Source organism: Mycolicibacterium gadium (assembly GCF_010728925.1).
GTDB lineage: Bacteria > Actinomycetota > Actinomycetes > Mycobacteriales > Mycobacteriaceae > Mycobacterium > Mycobacterium gadium.
The window spans coordinates 583,004-597,619 of sequence record NZ_AP022608.1 but is presented as its reverse complement, the minus strand read 5'-3'; the positions used below and the strand labels follow the sequence as shown (position 1 = coordinate 597,619).

Genomic DNA, 14,616 nt, shown 5'->3' with positions numbered 1-14,616 from the left:
GGGGCTACTCGCCCGAGGGGTAGCCGTCCAGGTCGGCGTCACCCGGTGACGGTCTTCGCGATTTCAGCCGGTACATGACGAGATCGGCGGGCACCCCGTCCTGCTTGTGCGCAAAGACCTGTTTGCGCAGCCGCTTGGCGTCGACCCCCAGGGCGTCGAGGTCCTCAGCCGAAAGACCGTCCAGCGTCGCCTGGGACACCACCAACTCTCCCCTGGTCGCCCGCTCCATCACCCGTGCAGCGATGTTGACGTCGATGCCCAGCCAGTCCGAGCCGATTCGCTGCGGCCGGCCGGTGTGGATCCCGACGCGCATCCGCGGGGTGTAGCCGCCCACGTCAAGGGATTTCACCGCATCCCGCGCCTTGACGGCGGCGGCGACCGCCGTCGTAGGCCGCAGGAAGACCGCCATGATGCCGTCGCCCATGCGCTTGACGATCTGGCCGCCGGCCTCCAGCAGGGGTGGCTCGACTACCTGTGAGACGCGGCGCAGAAGCTTGAGGGTGGCGTCGTCGCCGGCGCTCAGCGACCAGGCGGAGAATCCCACCAGGTCCGTGAAGACGATCGTCGCCTCACGGTAGGCCGGCTTGCCCGACACCCGCTCGGTCAGCGCCTGCCACACCTGCAGCGCGCCGAGGCTCACTTCGCGTGACGCCGCCTCGCGATGCAGCAGTCGATCGGCCGCGCGGGCGGCGGCTCTGGGGCCGCCTTCACCGGACGCCGAGAGTGGATCTCCGAACTCGGGGTCCCCGGGGAGCGCACGCCGGGCGCGGCGCAGGAAGGCGATGACGGACGGGCTGTGGTTGGTGCTTTTCAGCCAGGCGACGGGCCCGGATGACTGCCCGCCAGATCGTTCGTCGATCGACTCGACCTCATCCACGGGCACAAGCCTAGTTTGAGCGGCGAAACGCGAATAAACCAGCTGGTCACAGCCTAGTGGAGCACACGTGGAGGGTGAATAACACTGTGGCCGCCACGCCTGGCAAATCGTAGACAACGTGCGTTGTCAAGTTTATCGTGAGGGTCTAACGGCGGAGGAAACCGATGGCCCTGAAATCGACATCGACGGCAACCAGCATCAGACGGCATGCCGACAACGACCCGCTCGGCCCCGACTCGCTGACGTGGAAGTACTTCGGCGACCTGCGGACCGGCATGCTCGGCGTCTGGATCGGGGCGATCCAAAACATGTATCCCGAACTCGGCGCGGGCGTCGAAGACCATTCGATCCTGCTGCGCGAGCCACTGCAACGCGTCGCGCGCTCGGTGTACCCGATCATGGGCGTCGTCTACGACGGTGACCGCGCCGCGCAGACCGGGCAGCAGATCAAGAGCTACCACAACACGATCAAGGGCGTCGACGCCGAAGGCCGGCGCTACCACGCGTTGAACCCCGATACGTTCTATTGGGCGCACGCGACGTTCTTCATGTTGATCATCAAGACCGCCGAGTACTTCTGCGGCGGGCTCACCGAGGCCGAGAAGCGTCAGCTGTTCGACGAACACGTGCAGTGGTACCGGATGTACGGCATGAGCATGCGACCGGTCCCCGACACGTGGGAGGACTTCTGCGAGTACTGGGACGCCAAGTGCCGCGACGAGTTGGAGATCAACCGCGCGACACTCGACATCTTCTCGATCCGAATCCCCAAGCCGTGGTTCGTGTTGATGCCGACGCCGATCTGGGATCAACTCTTCAAGCCGATGGTCGGCGCGCAGCGCTGGATCGCCGCGGGGCTCTTCGATCCCGCCGTGCGCGAGAAGGCCGGCATGCGCTGGACGCCGGGCGACGAAGTGTTGCTGCGCATCTTCGGCAAGCTCGTCGAGTTGGCGTTCGTCGCGGTGCCCGACGAGATTCGACTTCATCCACGCGCGCTGGCCGCCTATCGTCGCGCCGAGGGCAAGCTCCCCGAAGACGCGCCGTTGGTCGAGGCGCCAAGCTTCATGGCGCCGCCACGCGATCGCCACGGCCTGCCGATGCATTACGTGCCGCCACGCAAGTCCCTGCTCGACCGAGCAGGGTCTTTGGTGCACACGACGTTCTCGTTGGCGGGGCTGCGTCCGGCGCGCGGACGCGTTAAGGCAGCCTAGAGCTCATGCTGGAATGGACTGACGTTGACCTTGCCGTGCGCGATGCCGTACGGGAGTTCGTGGACAAAGAGATTCGACCCCATGTCGACGATCTCGAAAGCGGTGACATGGAGCCGTACCCGATCATCCGCAAGCTGTTCGCGACGTTCGGCATCGCTGACATGGCACGTGAGTCGCTGGACAAGCGGCTGGCGAAGCTTCGCGACGGCGGCGAGTCGTCCGGCAAATCCTCGGGCGGCGGCATGTTCGGCGGCGGTTCCGGCGGCATGGGCTTCGTGGTGGTCAGCGAGCTGTGCAAGGTGTCGATGGGCATCGTCACCGGTATGGGGGTCAGCCTCGGGCTGACGGTGCCGACCATCCAGGGCCGCGGCACGCTGGCCCAGCAGGAACGCTGGCTGCCGGACCTGGTCACCTACGACAAGATCGGCGCCTGGGCGATCACCGAACCCGATTCGGGCTCCGATGCGTTCGGCGGCATGAAGTCCTACGTCGTGCGTGACGGGGACGACTACATCCTCAACGGTCAGAAGACGTTCATCACCAACGGTCCCGATGCCGATGTGGTCGTGGTGTACGCGAAGCTCGACGAGGGTGACGGAGCCGACAAGCGTGACCGCAAGGTGCTGACGTTTGTACTCGATCGCGGCATGGAGGGCTTCGTCCAGTCAAAGCCGTTCAGCAAGATGGGGATTCACAGTTCCCGCACGGGCGAGCTGTTCTTCAACAATGTGCGCCTGGGCCGGGACAGGTTGCTCGGTGAAACCGAAGACAGTTCAGCCGGCGACGGGCGGGCCAGTGCACGGTCGAACTTCTCCGCCGAGCGCATCGGCGTCGCCGCGATGTCACTGGGGGTCATCGAGGAATGCCTGCGGCTGTGTGTCGACTATGCGAAGACTCGAAAGCTGTGGGGTCAGGAAATCGGGCAGTTCCAGTTGATTCAGCTGAAGCTCGCGAATATGGAGGTGGCGCGAATGAACGTGCGCAACATCCTGTTCCGGGTGATCGAGTCGGCGGAAAAGGGTCAGCCGATCTCGCTGCCAGAGGCGTCGGCGATCAAGTGGTACTGCTCGCAGGCCGCCACCGACGTGGCAATGGAGGCGGTGCAGGTATTCGGCGGCAACGGGTACATGACCGAATACCGCGTGGAACAACTGGCCCGCGACGCGAAGTCATTGATGATCTACGCGGGCAGCAATGAGGTTCAGATCACCCACGTGGCGCGGGGTCTGCTGAACGACGCTTAGGCGGCCGGCGGAATCGGAGGGGTCCGCAGTTGCCGGTGGCTGAACGACGATGTAGCGACCTCGTCGTGCAGAGCCCGCACGCGTTGGTAGATCCGGTGTGCGGTCGTATGCGGCATGGTCCCCGGACGGTACCGACCGCGGCGCAACCGCACGGCCCGGCCCTGGAAAATTTCCCAGCGCAACGCTTCCGACACCGACTTCGACGCGCGCCCGGCCGGACGGAAGCCGTGATACGCCAGCGCGTCGACCAGTTCGTCGATTGTCGCGGGACCATGGTCGAACAAATACGCCGTGAGCAGGTACCGAAGATCGGTCCCCCTCACCTCCAGCGAGTCGGTCGTGCGCAGACAATGGCACGGAGGTACGACATGTCCGTTCGCCGATTAGCCTGACTGCGTGGACCTGAAGACCAAGACAGCGTTGATCACCGGATCCAGCGGTGGAATCGGCGAGGAATTCGCCGTTCAGTTCGCGAAGCGCGGGGTCAACCTCGTCCTGGTCGCTCGCCGCGCCCAAAAGCTCGCTGAGCTGCGCACACAGCTGACCGAGCAACATCCCGGCCTGACGGTCGACGTGATCACCGCCGATCTCGCCGTCCCGGGCTCCGGTCCTGACCTGGCGTCGAAGGTCAGCGACCTGGGCAGGACGATCGACATCCTGGTGAACAACGCCGGCGTGGGTCTGCACGGCAAGTTCGTCGGGCAGGACGCCGCCGCCAATGCGGCGCAGATCCAGCTCAATTGCGGCACCCTGGTCGACCTGACGGCGGCCCATCTCCCGGCCATGACGGCAGCGGGGCGCGGCATCGTCATCAATGTGGCATCGACGGCCGCGTTCCAACCGACGCCGGGCATGGCGGTCTATGGCGCCACGAAGGCCTTCGTGCTGTCGTTCTCCGAGGCGCTCTGGCAGGAGTGCAAGGGAACCGGGGTGCGCGTTTTCGCACTCTGCCCGGGTGCGACAGAGACGGAGTTCTTCGCGCGGACCGGAGAGGAGTTCCTCACCGACGGCAGGCAGACCGCCAAACAGGTCGTCGACACCGCGATGGCGGCGCTGGACAAGTCCGCTCCGACCGTGGTCTCGGGTTGGCGAAACCTTCTGCTGGCCAATGGTTACCGGGTCACGCCGCGCAGGCTGATGGTGCAGATCTCCGAGCAGCTTCTGAAGGCCAACTAGCGGCGCTGCGCGCACGCGAGCAGACGTGAATTCCCCCTTTCCGGAGTGAATCTGGGGGTGTACGCGTCTGCTCGCGCTAGGAAGTTCGGTGTGCCCTGGCGCTTTGGTACAGGCAGATCGCCGCTGCCGATGCCACGTTGAGGCTTTCGGCATTGCCGGGCATGGGGATTCGCACCCGTTGAGTGGCCATCTCGGCCAGTTCGGTCGCCAACCCATGCGCCTCCGGCCCGAACAGCCACGCCGTCGCCGCAGTCAAGTCCGCATCGTCCAGCGATACTTCGCCGTCGACGGTGGTGGCCAGCACCGCAAGTCCGGCTGCAGCGATCCCCGACACCGCCGCGGCGGCGTTCGGCTCGGATACGACGGGAATCGAGAAGATACTTCCGGCCGAGGCACGCAGACACTTGCCGTTGTATGGATCGACGCTCTGGCCGGCGAGTACGACGGCGTCGGCTCCCATCGCGTCGGCGATGCGAATCAGGGTGCCCGCGTTACCGGGCTCGGAGATCTCCGCCGCGACAGCCAGCAGCCGTGGGGCATCGGCGAGGACGTCGGCAAGCGAGGTCTCGGGCACCGAGCACACCGCAACCAGACCGACCGGAGTAACCGTGTCCGACAACGCTTTCGCGGCTCGCTCCGTCACCACATGCACGTCGGAATCGGTGAGCAGCGATGCGAACCGGGCCTGCGCCGCTTCGGTGACGAAGACCTCGGAGACGAGTCCGCGCCGCATCGCGGCCTCGACGAGGTTGGGTCCCTCAGCGAGAAAGCGTGCGGCGCGGCGTCGTCCGACGTGGCGGTGCAGCTTGATCGCTGCCGCCACCCGGTCTGCGCGTTCGGTGAGCGTCAGGCAGCCTCGCCCGACGGCGCATTGACATCGCTGGGCAGCGCAGCCTTGGCGACCTCCACCAGCGCGGTGAAGGCGGCGGAATCGCTGACGGCGATCTCGGCCAGGTTCTTGCGGTCCACCTCGACCCCGGCGGCCTTCAGGCCCTGGATCAACCGGTTGTAGGTGATGTCGTTGGCGCGGGCCGCCGCGTTGATCCGGGAGATCCACAGCTTGCGGAACTCGCCCTTGCGGGCACGCCGGTCACGGTAGGCATAGGTCAACGAATGTAGCTGCTGCTCTTTGGCTTTGCGATACAGCCGCGACCGCTGACCGCGGTAGCCCTTGGATGCCTTGAGTATTGTGCGGCGCTTCTTCTGCGCGTTTACTGCGCGCTTTACGCGTGCCATGGGGGTTTTCCTCTTCGTTCAGGTTCGTTCAGGTCCGGACAGGGGGGCCTGTCAGCCGTTGAGCAGCTTCTTCACGCGCTTGACGTCATTGGCCGCCACCTCGGTACGGCCCTCGAGCCGGCGGGTACGGCGGCTCGACTTGTGCTCGAGCAAGTGCCGCTTGTTGGCCTTCTGGCGCACGATCTTTCCGGTTCCGGTGGTCCGGAACCGCTTGGAAGCGCCGCTGTGGGTCTTCGCCTTTGGCATGTGTCCTCAGTTCAGTTCTGTGGTGTTTCGGTCGGTGCGCTCTCGGGCTGTGCGCGTTGCGCGGCGGGAGCGTCGGCATCGTGCGCCGCCTTGGCGCGAGTCTTCGCGCCGCGGTGCGGTGCCAGCACCATCGTCATGTTGCGGCCGTCCTGCTTGGCCGACGTCTCGACGAAGCCGTAATCGGCGACGTCGGCGCCCAGCCGCTGCAGGAGTCGGTAGCCCAGCTCGGGCCTCGACTGCTCGCGTCCGCGGAACATGATCGTCACCTTGACCTTGGACCCCGCTTGCAGGAAGCGGACCACGTGTCCCTTTTTGGTCTCGTAGTCGTGCGGGTCGATCTTGGGACGCAGCTTCTGTTCCTTGACGACGGTCTGCTGCTGGTTCTTGCGAGACTCGCGTGCCTTCTGGGCCGTCTCGTATTTGAACTTGCCGTAGTCCATGATCTTGCAAACCGGTGGTTTGGCGTCCGGGGCTACTTCGACAAGGTCGAGATCGGCATCCGCGGCGACGCGGAGAGCGTCTTCGATGCGCACAATGCCTACCTGCTCGCCGCCTGGTCCGATGAGACGGACTTCAGGTACGCGGATGCGCTCGTTGACGCGGGTCTCAGTGCTGATGGGGCCTCCTATGTTGTCGTCTAGGAACCCCACCCATCAGCATCTGTTCAATGAACAGAAAAGCCCTGCTCAAAGCAGGGCCCAAAGCCGACCAGGACAGGCATCGGATGCCTGTGACCGGACCGCTGTACCGGTATGGTCAGCGGTGGGAGTGGGACTCCACTTGCTGTCCCTGGCGTACGCCGGGACGGTCGCGCATGCCATCCTATCAGGGATGACCCAGGATCCCGCATCGCCGGAACCAGCCGCCGAGCTGCCGACCCGCGAGCTGGCCGATATTCCCGCCGTCGAGGTGATCACCCGGTCCGCCGTCATGTTGATGAGCGCCGCCGCCGAGAAGCTCGGGTTGTCGGCCGAGGACCCCGATGAGAGCCCGCACCGCGACCTCGACGAGGCGCGCCGGCTGATCACCGCGCTCGCGGGGCTGGTGACGGCGTCCGCCGAGTACCTCGGCCCGCACGCCGGACCGGTGCGCGACGGGCTGAAGAGCCTGCAGCTCGCGTTCCGCGAAGCGAGCGCCGCGCCGGAGGAACCGGGTCACGGTCCCGGGGAGAAATACACCGGCCCGGTCTGGTAGCCAGTAACACCAATTTCGCGGGTCGAGCGCATATCCTCGCGCTTTATGACGGTGACTAGTCCGGCCAACTCTGCGAGCACCGCAAAGGCGCGCCGTACCTCCGCCTTCAGGTGGGTGCCCCCCGCGGCCGGCTGGACGGTCGGCATCATCGCCACCCTGTCGCTGCTGGCAAGTGTGTCGCCGTTCGTGCGCTCGCTCATCAAGGTGCCGCGCGAGTTCGTCAACGACTACATCTTCAACTTCCCCGACACCAGCTTCGCGTGGGCGTTCGTGCTGGCGCTGCTGGCCGCGGCGCTGGCGGCCCGCAAGAGCATCGCGTGGTGGATTCTCGTCGGATACATGGTCGCGGCCCTCGGCTGGAACGTCGGCGACCTCGTCTCCGGTGACGAATCGTGGCTCCAGGAAAGCGGCGAGGTCATCGGCCTGGCGTTCCACCTCGCCGCGATCGCCTTCCTTGTGCTGGCCCGCAAGGAGTTCTGGGCCAAGGTCCGCCGTGGGGCGCTGATCAAGGCGGCGGCAACACTGGTCGCGGGGCTGGCCGTCGGCACCCTGATCGGTTGGGGTCTGATCGAGCTCTCCCCTGGATCACTCGCCCGCGAGGACCGCTTCTTCTACGCATTGAATCGGGTAGGTGCTTTCGCGGGTGCCAGCTCGGACTCGTTCACCGGTCACCCGCACGTGTTCGTCAATGCCCTGCTGGGTCTCTTCGGCGCACTGGCATTGATGGTCGCGGCGATCGTGTTGTTCCAGTCGCAGCGCGCGGAGAACGCACTCACCGGCGAAGACGAGTCGGCGATCCGCGGACTGCTCGAGTTGTACGGCAAGAACGACTCGTTGGGCTATTTCGCGACGCGCCGCGACAAGGCCGTGGTGTTCGCACCGTCCGGCCGCGCCGCCATCACCTACCGCGTCGAAGTCGGCGTCTGCCTCGCCAGCGGCGACCCGGTCGGCGACCCCAAAGCCTGGCCCCAGGCGATCGAGGCGTGGCTGCGGTTGTGCCAGGCCTACGGCTGGGCACCCGGGGTGATGGGCGCGAGTTCGACTGGAGCCGAGGCATTTCGCGCCGCCGGTCTCAACGCGCTGCAACTGGGCGACGAGGCGATTTTGTATCCGGACAACTTCCGCTTGTCGGGCCCGGACATGCGCGCGGTGCGGCAGGCGGTGACGCGCGCGCGGCGCGCCGGTGCCTCGGTGCGGATCCGCAGACATCGTGATCTCGACGCCTACGAGATGGCCAAGGTGGTCGAGCGGGCCGACACGTGGCGCGATACCGACGATGAGCGCGGGTTCTCCATGGCGTTGGGCCGGCTGGGCGACCCGGCCGACGGCGACTGCCTACTCGTGGAGGCGGTTCAGCCCGGGGCCGGCGGTGAACAGGTCGTCGCGATGCTCTCCTTGGTGCCATGGGGCGCAAATGGGGCCTCGCTGGACCTCATGCGCCGGTCTCCGCAATCTCCCAACGGCACCATCGAGCTCATGGTCAGCGAGCTGTGCATGCAGGCCGAAGGCATTGGGGTGACGCGTGTTTCGCTTAACTTCGCGATGTTCCGCTCGGCATTCGAGCAAGGTGCCCAGCTGGGCGCGGGCCCGGTCGCACGGCTGTGGCGGGCGCTGCTGGTGTTCTTCTCCCGCTGGTGGCAGCTGGAGACGCTGTACCGCTCGAACATGAAGTATCAGCCCGAGTGGGTGCCGCGCTATGCCTGCTACGAGGACGCGCGGCTGGTCCCCCGCGTTGGCGTGGCTTCGGTGATCGCAGAAGGCTTCCTGGTGCTGCCGTTCTCCCGACGCCACGATCAGCCGCACACCGGCCACCACATCGCGGTGCCGCAGAGCATCATCGACCGCGGTCTGTTGCACCATGACGGCACCGCCCCCGACGCCGACGAACTGGAAGTCGGGCTGGACGAGGAGGAACAGTCCCGTCTGCCCGAACAGGTCCGGGTCCGGATGGCCAAGCTCAAGACATTGCAGGACAACGGCGTCGACGCGTACCCGGTCGGTGAGCAACCCAGCCACACGATCCTTGCCGCGCTCGAATCCGAGGGTGCGAGCACACTGACCGTCGCGGGCCGCGTGCTGCGCATCCGCGACTACGGCGGCGTGCTGTTCGCGCAACTGCGCGACTGGTCGGGGGAAGTTCAGCTGCTGCTCGACAACTCGCAGCTCGACGACGGAACGACCGCCGATTTCACGCATGCCATCGATCTGGGCGACCTGATCCAGGTGACGGGCACCATGGGTTACAGCAAGAAGGGCACCCGCTCGCTGATCGTGCTCAACTGGCGGTTGATCGGAAAATGCCTACGTCCACTGCCAGACAAATGGAAAGGGCTCACCGACCAGGAGGCACGGGTGCGCGCCCGCTACGTCGACCTGGCCATCAACACCGAGGCCCGCGACTTGATCCGGGCCCGCAGCGGGGTTCTGCACGCGATCCGTGAAAACCTTTTCGACAAGGGGTTTTTGGAGGTCGAGACGCCGATACTCCAGCAGATTCACGGCGGCGCCAACGCCAGGCCGTTCCTGACCCACATCAACGCCTATGACCTCGATCTATATCTGCGGATCGCTCCCGAGCTCTACCTGAAGCGTCTGTGCGTGGGTGGTGTCGAGCGCGTGTTCGAGCTGGGCCGGGCATTCCGCAACGAGGGCGTCGACTTCAGCCACAATCCGGAGTTCACGCTGCTGGAGGCCTATCAGGCCCATGCCGACTACAACGTGTGGATCGACGGCTGCCGGGAGTTGATCCAGAACGCCGCTCAGGCCGCCAACGGAGCACAGGTGTTCATGCGTCCCGGTGACGACGGCACGCTGGAACCCGTTGACATTTCAGGTGAGTGGACGGTCAAGACCGTGCACGAGGCGGTCTCGGAAGCGCTGGGCGAACAGATCGGGCCCGAGACAGACCTGACGACGCTACGCAGACTGTGCGACGGCGCGAGGATCCCGTATCTGACCCACTGGGACGCCGGTGCGGTGGTGCTCGAACTGTACGAACACCTGGTCGAGGACCGCACCGAAGCGCCCACGTTCTACAAGGACTTCCCCACGTCGGTGTCGCCGCTGACGAGGCCGCACCGCAGCATCCCCGGTGTGGCGGAACGTTGGGACCTGGTGGCATGGGGTGTCGAATTGGGCACGGCGTACAGCGAGTTGACCGATCCCGTCGAGCAGCGGCGCCGACTGCAAGAACAATCGCTGCTGGCCTCGGGCGGTGACCCCGAGGCCATGGAACTCGACGAGGACTTCCTGCAGGCGATGGAATATGCGATGCCGCCGACCGGTGGCCTTGGCATGGGTGTGGACCGTGTCGTCATGCTGATCACCGGCCGCAGCATCCGCGAAACGCTGCCGTTCCCCTTGGCCAAACCGCGTTAGTCGGCACGCGACTCAGCTCCTAACGCCAGCCCAACAGCCGCATTGATCAACTGTTCTCGGGTCGGAAAATCGCGCAGCCGCGCGCCCAACTGATTGGAGAACAGATGATCCTTCGTAGAGCAACAGGCAGCCTCGCCACGGTGGCCGTACTCACATGTGCGCCGCTTCTATTCGGTACGGCTACAGCCACCGCCGATCCCGGAATCGGTTGGGGTGCACCAGGCCCCGGCATCCTGCCCGGACCGGGACTGGGTGGCTTCGGCGGACCGGCATCCGGACTCGGACTGCTACCGGGGGCGGGCTTCGGGGCACCAGGCCCCGGCCTCCTCCCCGGCCCGGGTCGCGGAGGTTTGGGCGGGCCGGCCTCCGGACTCGGACTGCTACCCGGACTTGGCTTCGGAGCACCAGGACCGGGGGTGTTCTGATGCCACGCGTGATGCTCGGCGTCCTCGGGCTAGCGGGGGCCCTATCGCTGATGACGGCGGGGCCTGCTTCGGCGCAGCCCGCCGGGCCGCTCATCGAAACCACGTGTAGTTACGCGCAGATCGAGGCAGCCCTGCAGGTCGAGGCACCCGAGGCATCGGGACGACTGGCCGAACGTCCCAACGCGCAAGCGAAGATCCAGGAACTCCTGGCGCTGCCGATCGACCAACGACGGCAGCGGGTGAAGTCCTTCATGGACCGCAATCCAGATGTGGCGTCGATGATTGCGCAGAAGCGCAATACGCCCGAGGGACAGGACAAGCTGATGATGATGCAGCGCATCGCTGACACGTGTCACAACTACTGATCGCTCGACCCGACAAACGTGACGGTGAGCCCGCCATCCGGGCGGGCCACCGCACGTACCTCACCGCCGTGCGCGGTGGCGATCGACCGCACGATCGACAGGCCCAGTCCGGCCCCTCGACTCGTCGGGCCACCGTCAGAGGCTCGGTCGCTGACGCTCAAGCGATGAAAGGGCTCGAATATCCCGTCGACTGCAGACTGCGGAATCACCGATCCCGAGTTTTCGACCGACAGCCGGCTTGCCCCCTCATCGTTCGACACCGACACGATCGCCCACCCTGCTTCGGCGCGGTTGTACCGGATCGCGTTGTCGATCAGGTTCCCCACCAAGCGCTCCAGCAGATCCGGATCGCCGGTGATATACGAGGGGGTGAGCCTCGGGATGACCTCGACGCCCGCCTCCGCCGCGGCGGTCTCCGACAGGGCGACCACCCGGCGTGCGATGTCGGCGAGATCGACCCGCACGCGGCGGGCGAGCTGTTGCTGACTGCTCGCCAGCACCAGCAGGCCGTCGATGAGGCGCTCATGGCGGCGATTGACGTCCAGCAACGTAGCTCCCAGGCGGCGCGTCGACTCGGGGGCGTCGGGGTCGTCGATGGCCACCTCGATCAGTGTGCGGTTGATCGTCAGCGGGGTCCGCAGTTCGTGCGAGGCGTTCGCGACGAATCGGCGTTGACCGTCGAAAGCATGATCCAGGCGCTCCAGCATCGCGTCGAACGTGTCTGCGAGGTCCTTGATCTCGTCATCGGGCCCGTCGAGCCCAATCCGCTCGTGCAGGCTGCGATCCGCCACTCGCCTTGCTGTGGTGGTGATCTGATGCAGGGGCTGCAGTGCGCGACCGGCCAGCAGCCACCCGAATCCGCCCGCTGCCAAGCCGACGACACCCAACGATACGAAAGACCACGTCAGCATTCCGCGTTTGATGTCCTCGCGTTGTTGTTCCGCCTGCGCAGCGAAGGCGGACACCAGATTCTCGGCGACGGGAAACTCGCGGAGCCCGCGTTCGGCGAGAAACTGTTTCACCAGACTCTGTGCACCTGCTCCGGGGCGACGGTCCATCGACTGGTCCAGGTAGAAGTACATCAGCGCGATCAGCACCGCTCCGGCGATGAAGAAGGCCGTCGCGTACAGCACTGTGAGGCGCACCCTGATGGTCATGGGATGCGATACCCCACACCGGCCTCGGTTTCGATCACGTGCGGCTCGCCAAGCTTTCGGCGCACCATCATGATCGTGTAGCGGACGACGCCGGTGAACGGATCGATGTGTTCGTCCCACGCTTTTTCCAGCAGATGCTCGGCAGACACCACGCCTCCCTCAGCGCGCAACAACTCAGCTAGCACCGCAAACTCCTTGGGCGTCAACGAAATCGGTCTCTCCTCGCGCGACACTGTGCGCCGATGCGGATCCAGTCGGATACCGGCTCGTTCCAGCACCGGCGAGACCGCGGGCCGCGACCGCCGACACAGGGCATGGACGCGCGCCACGAGTTCGGCGAACGCGAAGGGTTTGGTGAGGTAGTCGTCGGCGCCAAGCTGCAGGCCCCTCACCCGCTCAACGACCGCCGTGGCCGCCGTCAGCATCAGGATTCTGGCCGTCGCGCCCGATTCGGTCAGTTGAGCACATACGAAATCGCCGGAGACGGTCGGAAGATCGCGATCCAACACGATGACGTCATAGTCGTTGACTGCCGCCCGCTCGAGAGCGGCGTCACCGTCGTAGGCCACATCCACGGCGATCGCGTGGCGGCGCAGCCCAGCCGCGATGGCGTCGGCCAGCAGCTGCTCATCCTCGACAACCAGAACGCGCATACCAATATGGTGCACGTCAGACGCGTTAGGTCGCTGTTAGGTGCATGCCCGCAGCTTGCTCACAGCGGAGCACAAGGATCGGCAGTCACTCTTGTGGCCGTGACGCTCCGCGACCTGCTGCGCCACCATTCGTCGCTGCTGCACGGCTGGATCCCGATCACGGTCCAGGTCCTGGCCGGCATCGCGCTGGTGGCGGCCATCTACTGGGGTATCCGACGTTGGCGATACGTCTGGGTGCCGTGGGCGGTGCTGTGCGGGGTGGCCCTGACCGCGGCCGCCTACTGGTATGTCGAATCAGAAGGCCTCGCGGGCAATCCCGCACCCGACGTGCTCTGGGTGTGGATCGGGCTGACGGGAACCGCGGCGGGCGTGCTGGTGGCCGGCTGGCGCGGAGCGCAGTGGTGGCGGCGTGCGGTGGCGGCCTCCGCGGTGCCGCTGTGCCTGCTGTGTGCCGCGTTCTCACTCAACCTGTGGACCGGGTACTTCCCCACCGTCCAGACGGCGTGGAATCAGCTCACCGCGGGTCCGCTGCCTGACCAGACAGATCAGGTGACCGTCCTGGCGTTGCAGCACCGCCATCAGATTCCCGCGAAAGGCACCGTGGTACCGGTGCAGATCGGAGACGGGGCGTCAGGGTTCAAACATCGCGATGAACTCGTCTACCTGCCTCCGGCCTGGTACGCCACCGACCCTCCGCCACCCATGCCGACGATCATGATGATCGGCGGCGAATTCAACACCCCCGCCGACTGGGTACGGATCGGCAACGCGGTGACCGTCGCGGACAACTTTGCAGCGGCCCACCGCGGAAATGCGCCGGTGCTGGTCTTCGTCGACGCCGGCGGCACGTTCAACAACGACACCGAGTGCGTCAACGGCAGCCGCGGCAATGTCGCCGACCACCTCACCAAAGACGTTGTCCCCTTTATGGTTTCGAAGTTCGGCGTGAGCGCCCACCGGGACAACTGGGGCGTGGTGGGCTGGTCGATGGGCGGCACGTGCGCCATCGACCTGGCTGTCATGCATCCCGACATGTTCGGCGCATTCGAGGACATCGCCGGCGACATCGCGCCCAACTCGGGGACGAAAGACGAGACCATCTCTCGGCTGTTCGGCGGCAACGCCGCCGCCTATGCGTCCTTCGATCCCACCACCGTCATCACGCGACACGGCCGCTACGACGATGTGACCGGCTGGTTCGCCGTCAACAGCGAAGCGGCCCCGGCGCAGAGTTCGGCCGCGAACTCGCTGTGCTCACTGGGCGACGCCAACGGGATCAGCTGCGCAGTCGTTGTGCAGCCCGGTAAGCACGACTGGCCCTTCGCATCACACGCCTTCGCGACCGCACTGCCCTGGATGGCCGGTCAACTCCTCACCCCCGGCGCTCCGCATGTGCCGTTGCCGCCACCACCGCCTCCACCGATCGTTCAGGTGGCCGCCAGGTAGCGGGTAGC

Annotated in this window: 16 protein-coding genes; 8 read left to right on the top strand and 8 right to left on the bottom strand. The window is 65.9% G+C overall.

Features of this window, described 5'->3' with window-relative positions; all coding sequences use genetic code 11:
• Positions 1–4: 4 nt before the first annotated feature.
• On the bottom strand, positions 5–877 hold the full coding sequence (locus G6N36_RS02850; protein WP_163684779.1) for an adenylate/guanylate cyclase domain-containing protein: 873 nt from the start codon (positions 875–877) through the stop codon (positions 5–7).
• Between the two features lie 164 nt (positions 878–1,041).
• Between G6N36_RS02850 and G6N36_RS02845 the strand changes: the two genes are divergently transcribed.
• Positions 1,042–2,088 carry an oxygenase MpaB family protein gene (locus G6N36_RS02845; RefSeq protein ID WP_163684776.1) on the top strand — a complete coding sequence of 349 codons (1,047 nt, stop codon included), beginning with the start codon at positions 1,042–1,044 and terminating at the stop codon, positions 2,086–2,088.
• A 5-nt stretch (positions 2,089–2,093) separates the two neighbouring features.
• Positions 2,094–3,332, top strand: a complete 1,239-nt coding sequence (locus G6N36_RS02840; RefSeq protein WP_163684774.1) for an acyl-CoA dehydrogenase family protein — start codon at positions 2,094–2,096, stop codon at positions 3,330–3,332.
• Here G6N36_RS02840 and G6N36_RS02835 read toward each other — a convergent pair.
• The gene (locus tag G6N36_RS02835) at positions 3,329–3,655 is read right to left on the bottom strand and encodes a hypothetical protein (protein ID WP_235689955.1); all 327 of its coding nucleotides are present in this window, start codon (positions 3,653–3,655) and stop codon (positions 3,329–3,331) included. The genes G6N36_RS02840 and G6N36_RS02835 overlap by 4 nt on opposite strands.
• Positions 3,656–3,728: 73 nt before the next feature.
• Here G6N36_RS02835 and G6N36_RS02830 point away from each other — a divergent pair, with 73 nt between their 5' ends.
• The gene (locus G6N36_RS02830; RefSeq protein ID WP_163684771.1) at positions 3,729–4,508 is read left to right on the top strand and encodes an SDR family NAD(P)-dependent oxidoreductase; all 780 of its coding nucleotides are present in this window, start codon (positions 3,729–3,731) and stop codon (positions 4,506–4,508) included.
• Between the two features lie 76 nt (positions 4,509–4,584).
• On the opposite strand, the gene G6N36_RS02825 is transcribed toward G6N36_RS02830, so the two are convergent.
• Genes G6N36_RS02825 through infC form a run of 4 tightly spaced genes read right to left on the bottom strand, consistent with a single transcriptional unit; the run spans position 4,585 to position 6,640 of the window.
• A complete protein-coding gene (locus G6N36_RS02825) occupies positions 4,585–5,331 on the bottom strand; it encodes a TrmH family RNA methyltransferase (RefSeq protein WP_163684769.1) in 747 nt (248 codons plus the stop codon).
• A gap of 23 nt (positions 5,332–5,354) precedes the next feature.
• Positions 5,355–5,744, bottom strand: a complete 390-nt coding sequence (gene rplT, locus G6N36_RS02820) for a 50S ribosomal protein L20 (RefSeq protein WP_163684766.1) — start codon at positions 5,742–5,744, stop codon at positions 5,355–5,357.
• Positions 5,745–5,795: 51 nt separating this feature from the next.
• Entirely contained in the window at positions 5,796–5,990 is a 195-nt protein-coding gene (gene rpmI / locus G6N36_RS02815; RefSeq protein WP_163684764.1) for a 50S ribosomal protein L35, read from the bottom strand.
• A gap of 11 nt (positions 5,991–6,001) precedes the next feature.
• Positions 6,002–6,640 (bottom strand): translation initiation factor IF-3, encoded by a 639-nt coding sequence (gene infC, locus G6N36_RS02810; protein WP_163684762.1) that lies wholly within the window; start codon positions 6,638–6,640, stop codon positions 6,002–6,004.
• A gap of 181 nt (positions 6,641–6,821) precedes the next feature.
• On the opposite strand from infC, the gene G6N36_RS02805 reads away from it, so the two are divergent.
• The 4 genes from G6N36_RS02805 to G6N36_RS02790 all read left to right on the top strand — a co-directional run bounded on the left by G6N36_RS02805 (position 6,822) and on the right by G6N36_RS02790 (position 11,352).
• Positions 6,822–7,184, top strand: a complete 363-nt coding sequence (locus tag G6N36_RS02805) for a DUF1844 domain-containing protein (RefSeq protein WP_083128917.1) — start codon at positions 6,822–6,824, stop codon at positions 7,182–7,184.
• 45 nt (positions 7,185–7,229) lie between these two features.
• Positions 7,230–10,562, top strand: coding sequence for a bifunctional lysylphosphatidylglycerol synthetase/lysine--tRNA ligase LysX (gene lysX, locus G6N36_RS02800; protein WP_163684760.1), 3,333 nt, complete (start codon positions 7,230–7,232; stop codon positions 10,560–10,562).
• Positions 10,563–10,702: 140 nt separating this feature from the next.
• Entirely contained in the window at positions 10,703–10,987 is a 285-nt protein-coding gene (locus G6N36_RS02795) for a hypothetical protein (protein WP_179964702.1), read from the top strand.
• Positions 10,987–11,352: a hemophore-related protein gene (locus G6N36_RS02790; RefSeq protein WP_163684758.1), complete on the top strand. Its 366-nt coding sequence runs from the start codon at positions 10,987–10,989 to the stop codon at positions 11,350–11,352. Before G6N36_RS02795 ends, G6N36_RS02790 begins: the two co-directional genes overlap by 1 nt.
• Here the strand turns inward: G6N36_RS02790 and G6N36_RS02785 are convergent.
• Complete coding sequence (locus tag G6N36_RS02785) at positions 11,346–12,509, bottom strand: sensor histidine kinase (RefSeq protein ID WP_163684757.1); 1,164 nt, start codon at positions 12,507–12,509, stop codon at positions 11,346–11,348. The two genes, G6N36_RS02790 and G6N36_RS02785, sit on opposite strands and share 7 nt — an antisense overlap.
• Positions 12,506–13,162: a response regulator transcription factor gene (locus G6N36_RS02780; protein ID WP_163684755.1), complete on the bottom strand. Its 657-nt coding sequence runs from the start codon at positions 13,160–13,162 to the stop codon at positions 12,506–12,508. Before G6N36_RS02780 ends, G6N36_RS02785 begins: the two co-directional genes overlap by 4 nt.
• A 99-nt stretch (positions 13,163–13,261) precedes the next feature.
• On the opposite strand from G6N36_RS02780, the gene G6N36_RS02775 reads away from it, so the two are divergent.
• Positions 13,262–14,608: an alpha/beta hydrolase gene (locus tag G6N36_RS02775; RefSeq protein ID WP_235689954.1), complete on the top strand. Its 1,347-nt coding sequence runs from the start codon at positions 13,262–13,264 to the stop codon at positions 14,606–14,608.
• The last annotated feature ends 8 nt before the right edge of the window (positions 14,609–14,616 follow it).

Bases quoted from the DNA above. Each gene is read 5' to 3' on its own strand.
- G6N36_RS02790 (WP_163684758.1), top strand. From the start codon at position 10,987: ATGCCACGCGTGATGCTCGGCGTCCTCGGGCTAGCGGGGGCCCTATCG.
- G6N36_RS02845 (WP_163684776.1), top strand. From the start codon at position 1,042: ATGGCCCTGAAATCGACATCGACGGCAACCAGCATCAGACGGCATGCC.
- G6N36_RS02780 (WP_163684755.1), bottom strand. From the start codon at position 13,162: ATGCGCGTTCTGGTTGTCGAGGATGAGCAGCTGCTGGCCGACGCCATC.
- G6N36_RS02840 (WP_163684774.1), top strand. From the start codon at position 2,094: ATGCTGGAATGGACTGACGTTGACCTTGCCGTGCGCGATGCCGTACGG.
- G6N36_RS02805 (WP_083128917.1), top strand. From the start codon at position 6,822: ATGACCCAGGATCCCGCATCGCCGGAACCAGCCGCCGAGCTGCCGACC.
- G6N36_RS02785 (WP_163684757.1), bottom strand. From the start codon at position 12,509: ATGACCATCAGGGTGCGCCTCACAGTGCTGTACGCGACGGCCTTCTTC.
- rpmI (WP_163684764.1), bottom strand. From the start codon at position 5,990: ATGCCAAAGGCGAAGACCCACAGCGGCGCTTCCAAGCGGTTCCGGACC.
- rplT (WP_163684766.1), bottom strand. From the start codon at position 5,744: ATGGCACGCGTAAAGCGCGCAGTAAACGCGCAGAAGAAGCGCCGCACA.
- lysX (WP_163684760.1), top strand. From the start codon at position 7,230: ATGACGGTGACTAGTCCGGCCAACTCTGCGAGCACCGCAAAGGCGCGC.